At 59.6% G+C, this 18,561-nt stretch carries 19 protein-coding genes and 1 pseudogene; 8 read left to right on the forward strand and 12 right to left on the reverse strand.

Translation table 11 applies throughout. From position 1 onward, the window contains the following. The first annotated feature begins 8 nt into the window (after positions 1-8). Genes AO388_RS09115 through AO388_RS09130 form a run of 4 tightly spaced genes read left to right on the forward strand, consistent with a single transcriptional unit; the run spans position 9 to position 3,942 of the window. A complete protein-coding gene (locus AO388_RS09115) occupies positions 9-674 on the forward strand; it encodes an SGNH/GDSL hydrolase family protein (RefSeq protein ID WP_003433776.1) in 666 nt (221 codons plus the stop codon). Further along, positions 671-1,345, forward strand: coding sequence for an alginate O-acetyltransferase AlgF (locus AO388_RS09120; protein ID WP_058396856.1), 675 nt, complete (start codon positions 671-673; stop codon positions 1,343-1,345). The genes AO388_RS09115 and AO388_RS09120 overlap by 4 nt, the downstream gene beginning before the upstream one ends. 18 nt (positions 1,346-1,363) lie before the next feature. Next, positions 1,364-2,779 (forward strand): MBOAT family O-acyltransferase, encoded by a 1,416-nt coding sequence (locus AO388_RS09125; RefSeq protein ID WP_058416332.1) that lies wholly within the window; start codon positions 1,364-1,366, stop codon positions 2,777-2,779. 11 nt (positions 2,780-2,790) lie between these two features. Next, positions 2,791-3,942: an alginate O-acetyltransferase AlgX-related protein gene (locus AO388_RS09130; RefSeq protein WP_032609520.1), complete on the forward strand. Its 1,152-nt coding sequence runs from the start codon at positions 2,791-2,793 to the stop codon at positions 3,940-3,942. A gap of 98 nt (positions 3,943-4,040) precedes the next feature. Here AO388_RS09130 and AO388_RS09135 read toward each other — a convergent pair whose 3' ends face one another. From AO388_RS09135 to AO388_RS09150, 4 genes and pseudogenes are all read right to left on the reverse strand, one after another. Then, positions 4,041-4,304, reverse strand: coding sequence for a hypothetical protein (locus tag AO388_RS09135; RefSeq protein ID WP_003433769.1), 264 nt, complete (start codon positions 4,302-4,304; stop codon positions 4,041-4,043). 1 nt (position 4,305) lies between these two features. Next, positions 4,306-6,342 (reverse strand): annotated as a pseudogene (locus AO388_RS09140) (S-type pyocin domain-containing protein). A 303-nt stretch (positions 6,343-6,645) separates the two neighbouring features. Next, complete coding sequence (locus AO388_RS09145) at positions 6,646-7,107, reverse strand: RES family NAD+ phosphorylase (protein ID WP_058416333.1); 462 nt, start codon at positions 7,105-7,107, stop codon at positions 6,646-6,648. Beyond that, a complete protein-coding gene (locus AO388_RS09150) occupies positions 7,104-7,553 on the reverse strand; it encodes a DUF2384 domain-containing protein (protein ID WP_003408523.1) in 450 nt (149 codons plus the stop codon). Before AO388_RS09150 ends, AO388_RS09145 begins: the two co-directional genes overlap by 4 nt. A 265-nt stretch (positions 7,554-7,818) precedes the next feature. Here AO388_RS09150 and AO388_RS09155 point away from each other — a divergent pair, with 265 nt between their 5' ends. The 3 genes from AO388_RS09155 to aroA all read left to right on the forward strand — a co-directional run bounded on the left by AO388_RS09155 (position 7,819) and on the right by aroA (position 10,662). Further along, on the forward strand, positions 7,819-8,823 hold the full coding sequence (locus AO388_RS09155) for a response regulator (RefSeq protein WP_003433765.1): 1,005 nt from the start codon (positions 7,819-7,821) through the stop codon (positions 8,821-8,823). A 3-nt stretch (positions 8,824-8,826) separates the two neighbouring features. Then, entirely contained in the window at positions 8,827-9,309 is a 483-nt protein-coding gene (locus tag AO388_RS09160) for a PAS domain-containing protein (protein WP_003365711.1), read from the forward strand. A gap of 96 nt (positions 9,310-9,405) precedes the next feature. Continuing rightward, positions 9,406-10,662, forward strand: coding sequence for a 3-phosphoshikimate 1-carboxyvinyltransferase (gene aroA, locus AO388_RS09165; RefSeq protein ID WP_058416334.1), 1,257 nt, complete (start codon positions 9,406-9,408; stop codon positions 10,660-10,662). 22 nt (positions 10,663-10,684) lie between these two features. Here aroA and AO388_RS09170 read toward each other — a convergent pair whose 3' ends face one another. Together AO388_RS09170 and AO388_RS09175 are read right to left on the reverse strand one after the other, a co-directional pair. Next, positions 10,685-11,347, reverse strand: a complete 663-nt coding sequence (locus tag AO388_RS09170; RefSeq protein ID WP_058396851.1) for a ChrR family anti-sigma-E factor — start codon at positions 11,345-11,347, stop codon at positions 10,685-10,687. Next, positions 11,347-11,859 (reverse strand): sigma-70 family RNA polymerase sigma factor, encoded by a 513-nt coding sequence (locus AO388_RS09175; RefSeq protein WP_003345995.1) that lies wholly within the window; start codon positions 11,857-11,859, stop codon positions 11,347-11,349. The genes AO388_RS09170 and AO388_RS09175 overlap by 1 nt, the downstream gene beginning before the upstream one ends. A gap of 334 nt (positions 11,860-12,193) precedes the next feature. Between AO388_RS09175 and AO388_RS09180 the strand changes: the two genes are divergently transcribed. Beyond that, positions 12,194-12,757, forward strand: a complete 564-nt coding sequence (locus AO388_RS09180) for a hypothetical protein (protein WP_003365706.1) — start codon at positions 12,194-12,196, stop codon at positions 12,755-12,757. Between the two features lie 31 nt (positions 12,758-12,788). Here the strand turns inward: AO388_RS09180 and AO388_RS09185 are convergent, their stop codons facing one another. The 6 genes from AO388_RS09185 to AO388_RS09210 all read right to left on the reverse strand — a co-directional run bounded on the left by AO388_RS09185 (position 12,789) and on the right by AO388_RS09210 (position 18,527). Beyond that, positions 12,789-13,658 (reverse strand): aldose 1-epimerase, encoded by an 870-nt coding sequence (locus tag AO388_RS09185; protein WP_058416335.1) that lies wholly within the window; start codon positions 13,656-13,658, stop codon positions 12,789-12,791. Next, the gene (locus AO388_RS09190) at positions 13,633-14,604 is read right to left on the reverse strand and encodes an EamA family transporter (protein WP_054080628.1); all 972 of its coding nucleotides are present in this window, start codon (positions 14,602-14,604) and stop codon (positions 13,633-13,635) included. The genes AO388_RS09185 and AO388_RS09190 overlap by 26 nt, the downstream gene beginning before the upstream one ends. Positions 14,605-14,688: 84 nt before the next feature. Then, a complete protein-coding gene (locus AO388_RS09195; protein WP_003433753.1) occupies positions 14,689-15,969 on the reverse strand; it encodes a TRAP transporter large permease in 1,281 nt (426 codons plus the stop codon). Beyond that, complete coding sequence (locus AO388_RS09200) at positions 15,970-16,497, reverse strand: TRAP transporter small permease (RefSeq protein WP_003365702.1); 528 nt, start codon at positions 16,495-16,497, stop codon at positions 15,970-15,972. A 62-nt stretch (positions 16,498-16,559) separates the two neighbouring features. Further along, positions 16,560-17,585 carry a TRAP transporter substrate-binding protein gene (locus tag AO388_RS09205; RefSeq protein WP_003433751.1) on the reverse strand — a complete coding sequence of 342 codons (1,026 nt, stop codon included), beginning with the start codon at positions 17,583-17,585 and terminating at the stop codon, positions 16,560-16,562. 57 nt (positions 17,586-17,642) lie between these two features. Then, entirely contained in the window at positions 17,643-18,527 is an 885-nt protein-coding gene (locus AO388_RS09210; RefSeq protein ID WP_058416336.1) for a glucurono-1,5-lactonase, read from the reverse strand. Positions 18,528-18,561: the final 34 nt, after the last annotated feature.

The following is an 18,561-nucleotide window of genomic DNA, read 5'->3' on the forward strand; positions in this document are numbered from 1 at the left end:
GAAATTCGATGCCTTCCGTTCTTGCCGGTATGACCCTTCTGGTCCTGGGAGAAAGCCACATGAGTCTGGCCGACCACCTGATGGAGCCGCTGCATGACAACCTGACCCGTCAGGGTGCGATCGTGCATTCGATTGGCGCCTGCGGGGCCAGTGCCGGTGACTGGCTGATCAGCAAGAAGGTCGATTGCGGTGCCGAACAGAAAGGCAACGGCAAGATCGTCATCAAGGGTCGTGACGCGACTACTACGCCGATTGGCGAACTGATCGCTGCCGACAAGCCCGACCTGGTGGTCATCGTGATCGGTGACACCATGGCTTCGTATGACAAGCCTTCGTTTCCCAAAGCCTGGGCGTGGCAGAGCGTAACCGGCCTGACCAAGGCCATTGCCGCCACCGGCACCAAATGCGCATGGGTCGGCCCGGCGTGGGGCAAGGCGGGCGGCATGTACCAGAAGAACGACGCACGGACCCAGTTGATGTCGCAGTTCCTGGCCAGCAACGTGGCACCCTGCACCTATATCGACTCGCTGAGTTTTTCCAAGCCAGGCCAGTGGATTACCACCGACGGCCAGCACTTTACCGTGGCCGGTTACAAATCCTGGGGCACTGCGATCGGTGATGCACTGGGCAAACTACCGGTCAGCAGTGTCAGCGCAGCAGGAGCCAGACAATGATCGCCTTGCGCCTGATCGCCGCCAGTGCGGTTGCCGTATTGCTGGGCGTGCAAGCGCAGGCGGCCGACATCGCCCTGTATCCCACCGGCCCTGCGCAGGATTCGGCGTTCATTCGCTTCGTCAATGCGGCCACCGCGCCGCTGCAAGTGATCGCTCGTGAAGGCCAGGCGCCGCTGCAACTGGACAGCGCAAAACCGGTTTCACTATTTTTCCCGGTGCAGGCCAGCAGTTCGATAAAGGGCACACTGGTCAGCGGCGATAAAAAACTGCCGATGGACGTCAGCGTCGAGCCCGGCGAGTTCGCCACCGTCGTACTCACCGCACAGTCCGACGGTAGCCTCCAGCCGGTGACTGTCCGTGAACAGCCCGATGACTTCAACGGTTTGAAAGCCTCGCTGGCGTTCTTCAGCCTGGATGCCGGGTGCAGTGAGGCGAGCCTGCGTCCTGCCGGTCGCAGCGCCGACCTGTTCAAGTCGGTTGCCACGGGCACCCTGCAACGCCGTTCGATCAACCCGGTCAGCCTTTCCGTGCAACTGGTCTGCGCCAACGCCACTGTCGGCGCGCCGCTGGACCTGGGCGAGCTCAAGGCCGGCGAGCGCTACAGCGTGCTGCTGGTGCCGTCCGCCACAGGCCCGCGTCTGTTGTCGGCCACGGACACATTGTCCAACTGATCAGGCTCTTTCGTCGTCATGGTATTTGCCTCGCTCGAGTTTCTGATGGTGTTCCTGCCCGCTTTTCTGCTGGCCTACACGGCGAGCCCTGCGGCGTGGCGCAATGTCGTGCTGTTGATCGGCAGCTGGTTGTTCTACGGCTGGCTGAGCCCGTTGTTTCTGGCGCTGCACATGCTGCTGACCGTGGTGGCCTGGGTCGGCGGTCTGCTGGTCGACCGGGCGCGGCAAGGCTCGAAAGGGCGAGTGCGGCTGTTGGTGGCGTTGATCGTGTTCAACACCGCCGTGCTGTGTTGGTACAAGTACGCCAACATCGTCGCCGGCACCTGGAATGCGCTGATCACCTGGTATGGCGCGATGCCGCTCGATTGGCAGCGGGTGGCGCTGCCGGCCGGGCTGTCGTTCATCGTCCTGCAGGCGATTTCCTATCTGGTGGACGTACACCGGCATACCGTGCCGGTCGAGCGCAGCTTCATCAATTATGCGACCTACATTTCGATGTTCGGCCACTCCATCGCCGGGCCGATCATTCGCTACGACTGGGTGCGCCGTGAACTGGTGCAGCGTTACTTCACCCGGCAGAACTTCGCCCTGGGCGCGCGGCGCTTCATGATCGGCATGAGCATGAAGGTGCTGGTGGCCGATACCCTGTCGCCGCTGGTCGATGTGGCCTTTCACCTGCCGGCCCCGTCGCTGATCGATGCGTGGCTTGGCTGCCTGGCGTATTCGCTGCAACTGTTCTTCGATTTCGCCGGTTACAGCGCCATGGCCATCGGCCTGGGACTGATGCTCGGCTTTCACTTTCCGGAAAACTTCAACCGGCCTTATCTGGCCCGCAGTATTCAGGACTTCTGGCGACGCTGGCACCTGTCGCTGTCCAGTTGGCTGCGCGACTACCTGTACATCGCGCTGGGCGGTAATCGGCACGGCGTCTGGAACACCTACCGCAACCTGTTCCTGACCATGGCTATCGCCGGTCTGTGGCACGGCGGTGACAGCTGGAATTACCTGCTCTGGGGCGCGGCGCATGGCGTGGCGTTGTGCGTCGATCGCGCCTGGTCGCGCTCGAATCTGCCTGCTGTTCCAAGGCCGCTGGCGCACCTGCTGACGTTGCTGTTTGTGTGCCTGGCGTGGACGCTGTTTCGCGCCCCGGACTTTGCCACCGCGATGAACATGTATGCCGGGCAGTTCGGCCTGCACGGCCTGGGCCTGGGCGATGCGCTGGCCGTGACCCTGCGCCCGGCACACGGCATGGCCGCCTTGTTGGGCGTGGCCTGCGTGCTCGCGCCGTTGCTGCAGGCTCGCTGTGAGCAGCGTTTTGGCAACCGGACGCTATTCGTCTATGGCGCCGCGCTGTGGCCGGTGGCCGGATTTCTGCTGTCGTTCGCGCTGATTGCCAGCCGCGAAACGGTTCCGTTTCTGTACTTCCAGTTCTGAGGCCGGTGCCCATGACTACTCCGTCTGCTGTACCGCCTCCACCCAGTGAACTGGCCGTGCGCACCTGTGGTGTGGCGGGCATTACCCTGGCGCTGTTCCTCGGCGTTGGCTTGCTGGCCTCGGGCATGTTGCTGGTCAGCGGCAAGGTCGAGCTGCTACCCAGGCCGCTGACCCTCGACGCAGCGCTGCACGGCGAAGTGACTCACCAACTGGCGAAACAACTGTCCGGGAGCTTTCTGAGCCAGCATGCGGCCAATATCGAGCGCGGTGCGAGCTGGCTGCTGTTCCACGACACCGGCCCGCGTGTGCGCCAGGGGTGTCCGGGTTGGTTGTTCCTGACCGATGAGTTCAGGCTCAACCGCGACGCACAGGCCAATGCGCAGCGCAAAGCCCAGGCGGTGATCGCTGTGCAGCGCAGCCTCAAAAAACGCGGTATCGAATTGTTGGTCGCCGTGGTGCCGGACAAAAGCCGCATTGCCGCAACCCGATTGTGCGGTCTCTACCGGCCTGACGTATTGCAGGCGCGTGTCGAGCAATGGACGCATGATTTGCAAGCGGCTGGCGTCGATGCTCTGGACCTGACCGCAACCCTGCAACCGCTGGGCGAAACAGCTTACCTGCGTACTGATACGCACTGGAGCGAGAGTGGCGCCAACAGCGCCGCCAGAGCCATCGGCTTGCAAGTGCAAAAAGCCGGCATTCAGGCCACTCCGCAGCGTCAATTCCAGATTCAGACGTTACCCATTGCCGAACGCCCCGGCGATCTGGTGCGCCTCGCCGGACTCGACTGGTTGCCGTCGTCATTACAACCTGCGCCGCAAAGCGTAGCCGCCACGCAGATCACCGAGCTTGCCAGCGAATCAGCGACTGGCAGCGACAACCTGGACGACCTGTTCGGCGACAGTAACCTGCCCAACGTCGCGCTGATCGGCACGTCGTTCTCGCGTAATTCGGGTTTTGTCGGGTTTCTACAGCGCGAACTCGGCGCCCCGATTGGCAACTTCGCCAGGGACGGCGGCGAGTTCTCGGGCGCTGCCAACGTCTACTTCGACAACCCGGCCTTCCGCCAGACGCCGCCCAAACTGCTCATATGGGAAATCCCCGAACGGGATCTGCAGACGCCTTATGTGGCGATCGAAAAGTTAGATATACCTGTAAAATAAACGTCGGGCATACCCTGTTAGAGCTGCTGTTACGAATATCGAACTTTAGATGGAAGAACACCCGGCCGAAGCCGGGCGCTCTTTAGGCAGGGTGGTGTTTATTCAACAGTATATTTTTTCTCAGCGATGAAAGCGGGTTCCTTCCAGTGGGGGCCTTTAGCCGTGCGACCTTTTTCATCTAAAGCCAGAATGCCTTCACGAAAAAGTCTGGTATAAGTGCCCCAGAGCTCACCGGACTGGAGAGCCTCAAATTTATAAGCGGTGTAGAGTCTGTCTATTCGTGGTTGGGACAAATTTAGAGCAAAGACTGCCAATACATCTGCCACGGTTTCATTAATGATAATGTCTTTGATATTGGTCATTTTATTGGCCTCTCAATGCGTCTGCATGATCTTGTTTGTCTCCAGCCGATAGAGCCGCTTCGGTGTAAAGAAAATCACGATTTTCGTTAATTCTATAATCCTCAAGGGCTGCCGTATGAGCGTTATTCCATACGTTACCTTGCACGCCATCAGCCACCCCCAGTGCCCTGTAACGTTATAATTCCCTGAGCTCGTGGGTGTAAAATCTTTTATCAGTATCCGTCACGGCTAACTCGCCGCGCAAAATTTTTTCCAGACGATTGATCATTATAGTATTTGCATCTGATGAGCCGAATCGGCTTGTGTGCAGCTTAACGAGATCAATGCCGTCCTGAGTGACTGAGGCGGTTGTCCAGTCGAGGTTCTGGGTGGGGCCGCCCGCTTTTTCAGGATCGTACATTCGACCGCTATGCTCTCCTTTGGTTGTTGCCCCTTCATAGGGGCTGTTGAACACCACATAGACCGGAGGCAGACCCGAATTTAGCGGGTAAACATAAATGGCATCCCGAATGTCCATCTGACTGGTGCCGGGTAAAGGTTCGGCCTTCACCTCGATAGGCTCCAGTGTAATTCCAGCGTACGCCGGAGTTTCGACTGGTTGCGCCACCGTCGTCGTTGAGCTGTTTCCAGGTGCTGCGATTGGATACGTCAAGGTGATGGGCGGGGTGTCCGAAGTGGTAAAGGTGTAGGCGTTAGCCACTGGGTCCAGTATCAGAGCCCTCACAGGCACCTTGGGAGAAAATCCGCCTTCGGCTTGTGTTGCCACGACTGAATACTTCGACTGATCGCCGTAAATTCTATAGGGCATATCGACCGTTCCACCCGTTGCCGCCACGTCATTCAAGGCGTCGGACAGATCAGGCATCAGAACTCTGGCCGGAAGGTCCAGCATTCTTTCCGGTAACTCTCCATTGCCAAGCGAAGGGGAGTACAGCAACGTGCCGATGCCTACGGCTGTGGTAGAGCTGACAGCCGTGCCTGCGAGAGCAGTTAATAGTTCGATAGCGGCTTGAATGGTAGCGTCCAGAAAGAGACCGGATCCTGCCGTAACGGAAATGACTCCTGCAACTGCACCCAACTGCGGTGTACCAGCTTCCGGGAGCCTGAGCGTCTTGCCCGCTTCTAGCGCTTGAGCTTCTGCCGTCACGCGCGCGTGCTCGTCAGCGTCACGCTGGGCCTGCGTCTCTGCCTCCATACGAGCTTGTTCAGCCGCTTCGGCAGCTACTCGGCGAGCTTCTGCTTCGGCAGCAAGAAGAGCCTGCTCATCCGCTACTCGCTTGGCTTCAGCCTCCGCTGCAACTCGGGCTTGTTCAGCGGTTTCGGCAGCAAGTCGAGCGTGCTCTGCAGCTTCAACGGCAAGCCTCGTCGACTCGGTTTCTGCCGCGATACGTGCGTCCTCCCTGGCCTGCGCTGCAGCAATAGTATGGCTCAGTGATACAGACCTCTCTGTGAGAATCCTGATTTTCTCTTCAAGAATTTTTGCTCTGTAGGCTGCTGTAACTGAGGCTTCCCAGCTTTTATAAACGTCAAGGGGAGAGCCCAGGTCTCTTCTTGTTTGAAAGATATTTAAAAAATCCACAGCGTTTTTTTTAATATCTACCGCCAATGCATGCCTGCCAAAGAAAGCATGAGCGCCTTCTTTGCTTTTGGCTAACTCAGCAGCGCGCTGTGAAATCAGGCTGTCCACCACGTTTTTTTCAATCGTAGACTTTTCTAACTCAGAGAAGGGGTAATCTCCTACACCGGCAGAAATTTCCGCGTCAACGTCAGCCGGAAGGAGGGGCAAAAAGTCTATGTAAGACTGATGGATATTTTGCTGTGTTGAAGAGGCCGTCACGATAATGGATATCGTGTACTGTTCGTTTCTTATACCCCTTTTACTGAAGAATGCATCCATCTCATGGTTTGCAGGAATACTGCCGTCCCATCGCAGCGGTCTGGCGATTACTCCGGCTCCCGATAGCGGGCCTAATGGCCTGGGCAACGGCTGGCCAGGTGTTACGATTGTGGGTGGAAGAGTAATGACGTTTTGCGGCATGTGCTTATCCTTAAGGTTTAAATCGCCGAATAATATCTCCTTGATATTAGCTAGTATTAATAGTCACGAAGTGCGGTACATAGGTATAGGTAGTTGTTTTTTTGTTCAGGCTTTCAGGCACGCAATTGAAACGCATGCTGGTGTAGGACTGGTCAGCGGCCGCACGTAGTGTTGCCGGTTTTGTAATCCATCGCAGTGTTAAGGCGTTACTTCTGGTGCTGAATGCATTGGTCGCGGCGTACGTTGCTTTGAACCCATGGGACAGCAAGAGCCCCCCATAACCGAGCTAACCGTTCGGCCAGTTCACCCCAAACGCGGATCGACCACAAACTCCAGTTCTTTGGCCGTTGCCACTACCGCCCTGAACTCCGGGTGCTGGACGTTGAGCAGGTAGTTGGACTCGCGCGGGATGATCACGCTGGGCACCGCCAGTGCCAGGCTCTGAGCGGAGGCCAGCCAGTCTTCGCCGAACGAGGCGGTTGCCGGTGGCGCGGGTTCTTCACGCCAGTCGCGGGGCAGGGTGTCCGGGCGCGCATTGAGGACGTGCTCCTCGGCAATCTGCAGCTCAAGCATCGTGTAGTGCTGAGCCACAGTGGCGTTGTTCAGGTGCACCAGCACTTCCAGCAGCGCCAGTGACTCGCTGCCCGCGCAGTACACGCAGGCGTTGCCCTTGCTGTTCCAGCGTCCGCCGTAGAGCTTGGCGCCCTCGCCATCGAATGCCTGTGCCAGCCATTTGCGCTTGACCAGTCGATAGACCGCTATCACGCCACGACCCCGTGTTCCAGGCGGCCGATCAGGTCGAGCACTGCCTGAGCCTCTGCCGAGGTCGCGAGCATTTCCAGTGGCCTGCGATTGCCCAGCCCGTAGACCGGGTTGGCCAGCCAGAGGCGAGTCGCTTCGGCGTCGTTTTCGAACAGGTCCAGTGCCGCCTTGTACACCGCTGCCAGGCGGAACAGCCGATCGCTTTCTTCGGCGTTGAAGCGGCGCACCTTCAGGCGTCGCTGCAAGGTTGCCGGCGCTATGCCCAGATGCTCGGCCAGGGTCGAGCGGTTCAGGTCGGTGTAATGCGCCAGACGTTCGAAGACTTCATACGGCAAGCCGTCATGCAGCGCCGAGTACAGCCGCGCGCCTCGTGCGGGGATACCCAGGTGTTGCCAGAAATCGTCCTGCCGGGGCAGGGCCGGATGGTAGTCGCTTATGGGCAAAGACATGGCACACCTGTCTATCGAGTGATTGCAATTGAATCTATCAATTGATAATAGGCACGTTTCAGACGTAGTGATAGTGATTCGCAGCAACTAATTGCGAATAAAACTACAGAAACTTCAAAAATCACCGACTTAGGCTATAGGTTTAGTTTGAATGTTGCTGATCTCGCGTTATAGGCTCGATGTCAGTCGCTTCCGATGGTGCCGTCTAACGAATATGTGCTGTCCGCCGTGGTCAGCCTGATTTTCCTGCAGTGAGAACCACACGATGTCCACGCTTGCGCTATTGATATGCGATGACTCGAACATGGCGCGAAAGCAGCTGTTGCGCGCGCTACCTGAAGACTGGGATGTGTCGGTCACGCTGGCCACCCAGGGGCAGGAAGGCCTGGAAGCGATTCGTAAAGGTCAGGGCCAGGTGGTCCTGCTCGACCTGACCATGCCGGTGATGGACGGTTACCAGACGCTGACGGCGATTCGTGCCGAAAACCTCGACGCCAAGGTGATTGTGGTGTCGGGCGACGTGCAGGACGAGGCCGTTCGTCGGGTCATGGAGCTGGGCGCGCTGGCGTTTTTGAAAAAACCCGCCGACCCGGACGAACTCAAAAGCACACTGGAGCGCCTTGGCCTGCTGGGCAAGCCTGCCGCGTCACCGGTTGCACTGCCGGCCCTCAACAACAAGGGCGGGGTGATCAGCTTTCAGGATGCCTTCCGCGAAACCATCAACGTCGCCATGGGCCGTGCAGCGGCGTTGTTGGCCAAAGTGCTGGGCGTGTTCGTGCAACTGCCGGTGCCCAACGTCAACATGCTTGAAGTTGGCGAGTTGCACATGGCGCTGGCCGACGCTCACAGCGACCAGCGTCTGACCGCGGTGTGTCAGGGCTACATCGGTGGCGGTATCTCTGGTGAAGCGCTGCTGATTTTTCATGATTCGGAAATCTCCGGAATTTCGCAACTGATGGGCGGCGATCACTCGGACAGTTCCGACATGGAGATGCTGCTCGATCTGTCCACGATCCTGATCGGCGCCTGCCTGAGCGGCATTGCCGAACAGATCGACATTGCCTTTTCGCAGGGCCATCCCCAGTTGCTGGGTGCACAGGGCGGCATCGACGAGCTTATCCGCATCAATCAACAGCGCTGGAAAAAGACCCTGGCGGTCGAAATCAGTTACAGCGTGGAAGGCCACAATCTGCATTTCGATCTGCTGATGCTGTTCACCGAAGATTCGGTCGAGCTGCTTACCAAAAAACTTGCCTACATGATGAGCTGACCCATGAGCAACGCTATTGAAATCAACGAGCTTCATTGGTTGCTGGCCGTTACGCAGAACATTGACGTAGGCATCGTGGTGCTGGACCTGAACTACCGCGTGACGGTCTGGAATACCTTCATGGAAAACCGCTCGGGTGTGGTGCCCTACGTGGCAGTCGACAAGACCTTTTTCGAGATTTTTCCGGAGGTCAACGCGAAGTGGTTCAGCAAGAAAATCGATAACGTCGTGACCCTCGGCACGCCGGCGTTCACCATCTGGGAGCAGCGGCCGTATCTGGTGCGTTTCAAGAATTATCAGCCGATCACCGGGCAGGAGGAGTTCATGTATCAGAACACCACACTGTTCCCGCTGCGGTCGACCACCGGGGCGATCAGCCATGTGTGTCTGGTGATCTATGACGTTACCGACGTCGCGGCCAACCGCAATCAGTTGCTGGCGGCCAACAACAAGCTGCAGCAACTGTCGGGCTCAGCGAAAAGCTGAGCCGCGCCCGGGCTTGGCGATGAATGAAACCGGCACTGCGGGCTTGATCCCGCTCGTGCTAGGATCGCGATTTTTCCGCTGACGCTCAGGGACATCATGCGACCTCAAGCCACCCTCACTGTTTTGCCTGTCGAGCGCCCGCTGGTCGGGCGTGTCAGCCCGCCGGGCTCCAAGTCGATCACCAACCGCGCATTGTTGCTGGCCGGGCTGGCCAAAGGCACCAGCCGCCTGACCGGCGCGCTGAAGAGTGACGACACGCGCGTGATGTCCGAAGCCCTGCGTCTGATGGGCGTGCAGGTCGACGAGCCGGATGACAGCACCTTCGTGGTCACCAGCAGCGGGCATTGGCAGGCGCCGCAGCAGGCGCTGTTCCTCGGCAACGCCGGGACGGCGACACGCTTTCTGACCGCGGCACTGGCCAACTTCGAAGGCGACTTCGTGGTGGATGGTGACGAATACATGCGCAAGCGTCCGATCGGGCCGCTGGTCGATGCCTTGCAGCGCATGGGCGTGGAAGTCAGCGCACCCAGCGGTTGCCCGCCGGTGGCCATCAAGGGCAAGGGCGGTCTTGAGGCCGGTCGTATCGAAATCGACGGCAACCTGTCCAGCCAGTACGTGTCGGCACTGCTGATGGCCGGTGCCTGTGGCAAGGGGCCTGTGGAAGTTGCACTGACAGGCAGCGAGATCGGTGCGCGTGGTTACCTTGACCTCACGCTAGCGGCCATGCACGCGTTCGGTGCCGAGGTTCAGGCCATCGGCGACGCCGCTTGGAAAGTCTCGGCTACCGGTTATCGCGCTACGGATTTCCACATCGAGCCGGATGCCTCGGCGGCCACTTACCTGTGGGCTGCGCAGGCCCTGACCGAGGGCGCTATCGACCTGGGCGTGGCCAGCGACGCGTTCACGCAACCCGATGCGCTGGCCAGCCAGATCATCGCCAGCTTCCCGAGCATGCCGGCCGTGATCGACGGCTCGCAGATGCAGGACGCGATTCCGACGCTGGCCGTACTGGCCGCCTTCAATCGTCAGCCGGTGCGCTTTGTCGGTATCGCCAACCTGCGGGTCAAGGAGTGCGACCGCATATCGGCACTGTCCCACGGCCTGTGCGCCATCGCACCTGGCCTGGCGGTCGAAGAGGGTGACGATCTGATCGTCAACGCCAACCCGGCGCTGGCAGGCACTACGGTCGATGCCTTGATCGACACCCACTCCGACCATCGTATCGCCATGTGCTTTGCGCTGGCGGGCCTGAAGATCGCCGGCATCCGCATTCTCGACCCTGATTGCGTCGGCAAGACCTACCCGGGCTACTGGGATGCGCTGGCCTCATTGGGCGTCACCGTCCAGCGCTGACCGCGGGCGCAGCGGCCGTTTTTCAAATCCCGAAAAACGGCTGCATCATCCGCGCCAGCAACCCGTGAAAACGCAGCTTCGATTCAGTGGCCAGTACGCAAATGCATTCCCGGTCGGGGTAGGCGATGGGCTGGTGATGGATATGGCTGTCCAGGTCGGCCACATCGTTGAGTCCGAACTCCCCCTGCACGTCGTAATACGCGCCCTTGAGGACCATGGTCATCTCGCCGCTTTCGTGGCTGTGGACCGGCATGCTCACGCCGGGGGCGATTTTCAGCAGCATCAGGTTGCCCTGTTCGATGCCTTCGGCGCGTACTCGTTGTACGCCGGGGATCAGGGTCTTCCACTTCAATGTGCTCAGGTGTCGACCAAAATGCGCCTGCATGCAGACCGGCATCAGGTCCGGGTCCTGATTGGCCGCCGGCATCGAGTGCAGGGCGGGTAAAAGCCCCGCTTGCTGCTCGTCAAGCCGCGCCAGCATGGCCGATCTGCCCTTGAGCGGCACCACACTGCTGGTGTGCTGCTGCATCAACACACCGCCAATCGCCTCGGCCTGCCTAAGCCGCGCCCTGCACTCGGCACAGCGCTCCAGGTGCGCGGCAGTGACTAACGAGATGACCTGCGACAGCGCCCCTGCGGCATAACTGACCAGCGTGGCGTCGTCCGGATGATGTTGTGGACCCATCATGATTCCTCTATCCGCGAGCGCAATTTTTGAAACGCCAGGCGCAGGCAGGACTTTACTGTGCCGAGCGGCATACCCAGGCGTTCGGAAATCTCCCGGTGGCTGAGCGCTTCGAAATACGACATTCGCAACACTCGGGCCTGATCGGCAGGCAGGTTCTGGATGGCGATGTTGAGTTGTTGTTCCTGGCGCTGGCTGTAATCGAGTGTTCGATCTACCGGAGCTTCCAGACGCTCGAGTTGTTCCAGCGAGTTTTGCACCTGCACCCAGCCACGGTCCTTGCGCACACTGTCGATGTAAAGATTGCGTGCGATGCGAAACAACCATGTCCCCAGGCTGGCCTTGGCCGGGTCGAACGAGTCAGCCTTGTGCCACAGTTTGAGCAGCACTTCCTGCACCAACTCTTCGGCCTGACCTTCCGGCACATTCAGCCCGGTGAGGTAGCGCAACAGGCGCGGAGCGAAGTGATCGTAAATGCGCATGAAGCTGTCGCGGTCCCTCTGGCGGGCCACGGCGGTGACTTCATCGATCCAAAGTCGGGTGATTGTCGATTCGCTGTGAGAGGGGGACAAGTGACAGAAGGTCCTGAGACTGGCAGTTATGCGCATGATCCACCTTCTGATCACCATTGTGTGGGTTTGGTTCGCTATGCAGAGGTGTTACGTAACGGGGTGGGGAGTGGATCACAGGATGTGATGAGTGGCGGTTTGACTTGCAGATCCGGCCATGGCAGTGGCCGCGGGCCAGATCTTGCCGTCTTTGGCCACTGTCATTTCTGACAGTAGAGTCATTAACGTTAAATGATTACTTTGTGTTCTGGATGTCATCAATGTCATGGAGACAAACATGGATACTCGCGTTGCACGCGTTTCATCTTCGCTGGCCACCCTGTTGTTGATCATCGTTTGCATGGGGCTTATTTTTGCGCCTGAGCGATCACAGGCTCAGGTTGCGAACCTGGCGACCTGTCTGACAGGGACTCACACTGCCGACTGGTCGCCGGGACTGACCAACACCGATCAGTTGGTCAATGTATCGACGACAAGCAACTGGGGGCCCTGTGTTTCTCCTTCATTTCCTCTGGCAGTCAGCGCTTCGTCCAGTCAAAACTTTCAGGCGAATTTTTCCTGTCAGTCGTTGCTGCTGCAAACGCCGACCATTACATGGGTCATCAACTGGAGCGATGGCGCCACCAGTACTTACGAGTTCAGTGCGACGCTCAATAATATCGGTAATCTGAATACGACCATTGTGGGTGTCGGAAAAATCGTCGATGGCCGGTACAAGAATGCCAAGGCGATGAGTACATTTGTACTTGGCGATATCGAGTCCACATTGAGCAACGATTGCGCCAAGACGACCGGCGTAACCAGCGTCAGGGGTCTTTCAACACTGGTGATTGCCCAATAACAGATGGCCAGGGAAGGCATGAAACAGCCTGCTACAAGGGCTTGTGATGCAGACTGACCCCTAGCCCCATCGACTCCCCCTGCCGTAACAGCTTCAACCCCGGATGCCCAGGCAAATGATGGGCATTCACCGGGTGGCTGACGGGCTCGAAACAGAAGAAATTCAGTCCCGGAGGGCAGAACACCAGAAAGTACTCGCTGCCGGTGGCGTGGCAGTGCAGTTCATAGCCCAGGTCCAGCTGGCTGATGACGCTGTGGCCGTCCCAGCCGGTGAAGCCGTTGTCCAGCCGTGCTTCGGGCAGCCTGTTGCTGTGCTGGAAGTCCCATTCGGTGGGCAGATCCTGCAACTCATTCGGCAAACCTGCCTCGTCGCACAGCCAGACCTGCGCAGCTTTGGCCTGCAAGCGTGTGTGAGGCGTGCGTGGCAGGTAAGGGTGCAAGCCCAGGCCGTGCCACATGGCGCGGCTGTCCAGATGAGTGGTGGTCAGTTCGATACTCAGTTTGCCGTCGTGCAGGGTGTAGCGCAGGTGCGCGCGGTAGGCGAATGGCGTCTGGCTGTCTAGTTGCAGAAAGACCTGATCTAAAGTGTGCTCAATGACCGTCCATGACTGCTGCCAGGCGCTGCCATGAATCGGCAGCGGGTCGTTGGCGCTGTTCGGCTCCAGGGCCAGCCAGCCGTCTGGTGTCTCGAAACCGCCGTTGCCGATCCGGTTCGACCACGGTGCCAGCGGGTAGCAGGCCAGCCGACGAGGCGTCCCGGCCGCCAGAGCCTGTTCGTCGCTGGGGCGCAGCAGGGGTTGCCCACTGGCCAGGACGATCCAGTTGACGATACTGCCGCCGATGTCGGGGGCCAGGGTCAGACGGGTCAGGCCATCTTCAAGGGTCAGTACGTTCGTGGACATGCTTCAAAGCCTTTCTGGATGATTGAGAGTCAGGCGATTGGGCGCGACGCCAGGTCAGCAGCACGATGCCGCTGACGACGATCAGCCCGCCGACCACCTGACCGCTGCTGAGCAATTGATCGAGAATCAGCCAGCCAAACAGCAGGCTGGCCACCGGTTCGATGTTCATCACTGGCGCGTTGCGGGCGATGTCCAGCCGTGCCATGCAGATGAACAGCAGCGAGAAACCCAGCCCGTACAAAACCACCAGACTGGCCAGTGCGGTCCAGCCGACAGAACTCTTTGGCAGACCCACGCCGCCGGGCAGCACGCCGCTGCTGCCGGCGATGGCTGCGACGACAAACACCACGGCCATGGTCAGCATGCTGCGTACGCTGCCGCGCATGCCCGCCAGTTTGTTATCGGTAATCCACAGCGCAAAGGCGAACACCACCGCCGCGGTCGACGCGTAGGCGACACCCTCCAGCCATCGCGGCTCGCTGCTGCCGGGGTTCGACAGGCGCTGTGGCACATCCAGCGCCAGCGTCAGGCCAAACAGAATCAGGCCCATCAGGCCGGCTGCGCGCCGCGTTGGCCGGGCACCGCCCAATGCCCAGGTCAGCAACGCCAGCAGGATCGGCGAGACATTGACCACCAGCAAGGCCAGGGCCACCGGAATACGCGCTACCGCCGAGTAGATGCAAAAGCTCTGCGTGGCGATCAGCAGCCCCAGAAGCAGCTGCCAGCGCCAGGTGCTGGCGGGCAGACTGAGCCTTTCGCGCTGCCAGAGCACCAGACTGGTCAATACCAGCAAGGTCACGCCGGAGCGACAGAGAATGGCCAGCAGTAGGCCGGTGTCATGATCGAAGGCAATGCGCGCCGCGATGTGGTTGCCGGCAAACGAGCAGGCCAGCAGCGCCAGGATCAGCACGGCAATGTGGCGCGGAAACAGGGCAGGGGCAGACATACGCAAACCAGCCTCCTTGGCTGGACAACAGAGGTGCATGCCGGAGCGCTTTCAAGCGCTCCGGCAGCCTTGCAACTGGAGACGTCAGAGCACGACGCTCGGCAGCCACAACGAGATGGCAGGAACATAGGTCACCAGCATCAGCACCAGGAACAGCGCAACATAGAACGGCACCAGTGCTTTTACCGTCGCTTCGATGGTGACTTTACCCACAGCGGCACCGACAAACAGCACCGCGCCCACCGGCGGGGTAATCAGCCCGATACCCAGATTGACCAGCATGATCATGCCGAAGTGCACCGGATCGATACCAACGCCGACGATGACCGGCAACAGAATCGGGGTCAGGATCAGAATCAGCGGCGCCATGTCCATGACCGTACCGAGCAGCAGCAACATCACGTTGATGCACATCAGGATCACATAGCGGTTGTCCGACAGGGTCAGGAACGCGGTGGTGATCTTCATCGGGATTTCCATCAGCGTCAGGATGTAACCGAAGCTGGCGGCAAAACCGATCAGGATCATCACGATGGAAATGGTGCGTGCCGCCCGGTGCATCAGTTTGGGCAGGTCGCGCCATTTGTAGTCGCGGTAGATGAACATGGTAACGAAGAACGACCAGAGCACGGCAATGGCTGCCGACTCGGTGGCCGTGAAAATCCCCGACAGAATGCCGCCGAGAATAATGACCATGGCCATCATGCCCCAAAGCGCTTCACCGGCAATTTTCAGTGCCTGGCGCAGCGGGATCACTTCACCCTTGGGGTAGTTGCGCTTGCGCGCGAAGATCATGCACAGGCCCATCATCACTGCGCTGAGCAGTAGACCCGGGAGGATCCCGGCCATGAACAGCGACGCAATCGACACCGTGCCGCCTGCCGCCAGCGAATAGAGCACCGAGTTGTGGCTGGGGGGGGTCAGCAGCGCCTGCACCGAGCCGCTGACGGTCACTGCCGTCGAGAAGTCTCGCGGGTAGCCATTGCGTTCCATTTCCGGGATCAGCACCGAACCCACCGAGGCCGTGTCGGCCACCGAGGAACCCGAGATCGCGCCGAAGAAGGTCGAAGCCACGATATTGACCAGCGACAGGCCGCCGCGCACGAAGCCCACCAGCACTGCGGCAAACGCGACCAGACGTCGCGACATGCCGCCTTCGGCCATGATTGCTCCGGCCAGCACGAAGAACGGAATCGCCAACAGCGAGAATTTGTTCACGCCGCCTGCAATCTGGATCATCAGTGCATCGGCCGGGATGTCGATCCACCAGGCGCCGATCAGGGCTGAAAGGCCCAGGGCGTAGGCCACCGGCATGCCAATCAGGATCAGCGCGATAAAGCTGCCCAACAGTATAAAAGCGTCCATTTATGCGGCACCTTCGCTTTCTTCAACGACGTCGAAATGCATGACCGCGCGATGACTCTGGTCACCCAGCAACAGCCTTTCCAGAACGAAGACCAGCGTCACGAGGCCGCCGAGAGGAATCGGCAGATAAGAGATACCGACGCGCAGAAACGGCAGTTCGCCGACGAATTGATTCCAGGTGGTGGCGCACAGCTTGAAGCCTTTGAAAATCATGAACAGGGCCACGATCCCCATCAGAATCTGCACCACCACGCTGGCGGCTCTGCGCACCTGCTGCGGCATGCGCTCCACAGCCATTGACACGGCCATGTGCGCACCGGCCCGGTAACTGGCGGCGGCGCCGAAGAAGGTAAATACCACCATCAGCAGGATGGCGGTGGGTTCAGGCCAACTGGAACCGCTGCCGAGGATGTAGCGGGCAAAGATGCCCCAGGGGATGATCAGGGTCATGATCAGCACCGACAGGCCGGCAATGCCGATGCAGACCCGATAAAGCGTGTCGTTGATGCGCAAAAGCGTATTTTTCATAAGGCTCACCACTGCGGCGGCGAACGAGCTGGTGCTCGTCCCCGCTGCGTAATCGGACAGGCTTATTGGGCCGCTGGGGTACTGGGTGCAGCCAGTGCCGGATTGGTCTGGACCGCTTCGATGCGGCTGATCAGATCCTTGTAAGGCGCGCCGAATTTGTCGCGGACCGGTTGAGTCGCGTCGTAGAAGGCTTTCTTCTGCTCAGGCGTCAGCGTGATGAATTCCACGCCTGCGGCCTTGAGCTTGGTCTCGGCATCGGCTGACGACTTGTCCCACAGCGCTCGCTCCTCCATCTGCGCTTCACGCGCCAGCTTTTTCACCAGTGCTTGCTGCTCGGGGTTGAGCTTGTTCCATGTGGTTTTCGCCATCACGATGGGCTCGGGCAGGATCAGGTGTTCGGTGATGGTGAAGAACTTGGCGTTCTGGTAGTGGTTGTGCTGGAAATACGTCGGCGGGTTGTTTTCCGCACCGTCAATGACGCCGGTCTGCAGCGCGCTGAAGATTTCGCCGGTGGCCATGGCGATGCCGTTGCCGCCCATGTCGTTGATGGTTTCGATAAACACCGGGTTGCCCTGGACACGGATTTTCATGCCTTTGAGGTCGGAAATCTGCCGTACGGGCTTTTTGGTGTACAGGTTGCGGGTGCCGCCATCCATCCAGGCCAGGGCGACCATGTTGAATTGCGAGTTGGTGATCTTGTCGAGAATTTCCTGGCCGATCTCGCCATCGATGATGGTGCGCATATGCGCCTGGTCACGGAATACGAACGGCAGGTTGAAGACGTTGACGTCCGGCACTACCGGGCCGACGATGCCGAGGCTGACGCGGGTCATCTGCACGGCGCCGCTCTGCACCTGCTCAACGACCTCCTTCTCGGAGCCGAGTACGCCACCCGCGTACATCTTGAAACTGATCTCGCCCTTGGACTGTTCTTCGAGTTTCTTGCCCATGTTCTGTTCTGCCACGACCGGCGCATAGCCAGCAGGGTGAACCTCGGCGAACTTGATTTTGACGTCAGCGTGGGCCATGCCTGACACACAGAAGGCCAGCGGAAGTGCTGCGATGAGAAGCTTGCGTTTGAAGTCCATGGATATCTCCGATTTTGTTATTTTTGGTAGAGCTACGGGATTTTCGGCAGGGCGCTGTCAGCCCTGAAACGTGGGTTCCTCCAAGCCCTGAAACCCAGGTCGCAGGGCGAACAGGCCGCCAGCCAGTGGCTGATCGCTAATATCGCCACCCGGGCGAATGGACGTTACGAACAGCGTGTCCAGATTGGGGCCGCCAAAGGCACACATGGCTGGCTTTTTCACCGGCACGACCAGTGAACGGTCGAGTTTGCCGGTGGGGGTGAAGCGGTGAACCAGGCCTGCGTCGTTGCCACAGATCCAGTAGCAGCCGTCGGTGTCGATCGCCGCACCGTCGGGACGACCCAGGTGATGGTTCATGTCAACGAACAGGCGGCGATTGCGCGGCGTGCCGCTGTCGGTGTCGTAATCGAAGGCCCAGATCTGCTGCACGCCGGGGTGCGAGTCGGACAGGTACATGACCTTGCCGTCGGGGCTGAACGCCAGGCCGTTGGGGACGATGAAGTCCTTGAGTTGTGCATTCAGCGTGGTCTGGCCTGCGCTGTAGCGATACAACGCCCCCACCGTCGCCCCTGCGGCCATGTCCATAAACATGGTGCCTGCCCAGAAACGACCCTGTCGGTCGCAGCGGCCGTCATTGAAGCGCATGCCTGCCTGCGCGTGTTCGACGCTGGCCAGAAGCGTGCTGATCAGGCTGCCGTCTTCGCAGGGCTGCAAATGAAAGATTCCGTTCTCCATCCCCGCCACCCAGCCACCCCGATTGTCGGCGGCGATACAGGCCAGCATCTGCGGCGCTTTCCAGCTGCGCGTGCTGTCCTGATTGAAATCCCAGCGATGCAACTCGCCCTTGGGAATATCCACCCAGTACAACGCTTGATCACGCACGCTCCAGACCGGGCTTTCGCCGGTGGCGTTCTGTGCATCGACAATCAGTTCGGCATCCATGACGGTTCGTGTCTCCAGAGTGCTGCGAGGGGAA

Origin of the sequence: Pseudomonas sp. ICMP 10191 (genome assembly GCF_001467335.1) — a bacterium.
In the GTDB taxonomy this organism is placed as follows: Bacteria; Pseudomonadota; Gammaproteobacteria; order Pseudomonadales; family Pseudomonadaceae; genus Aquipseudomonas; species Aquipseudomonas cerasi.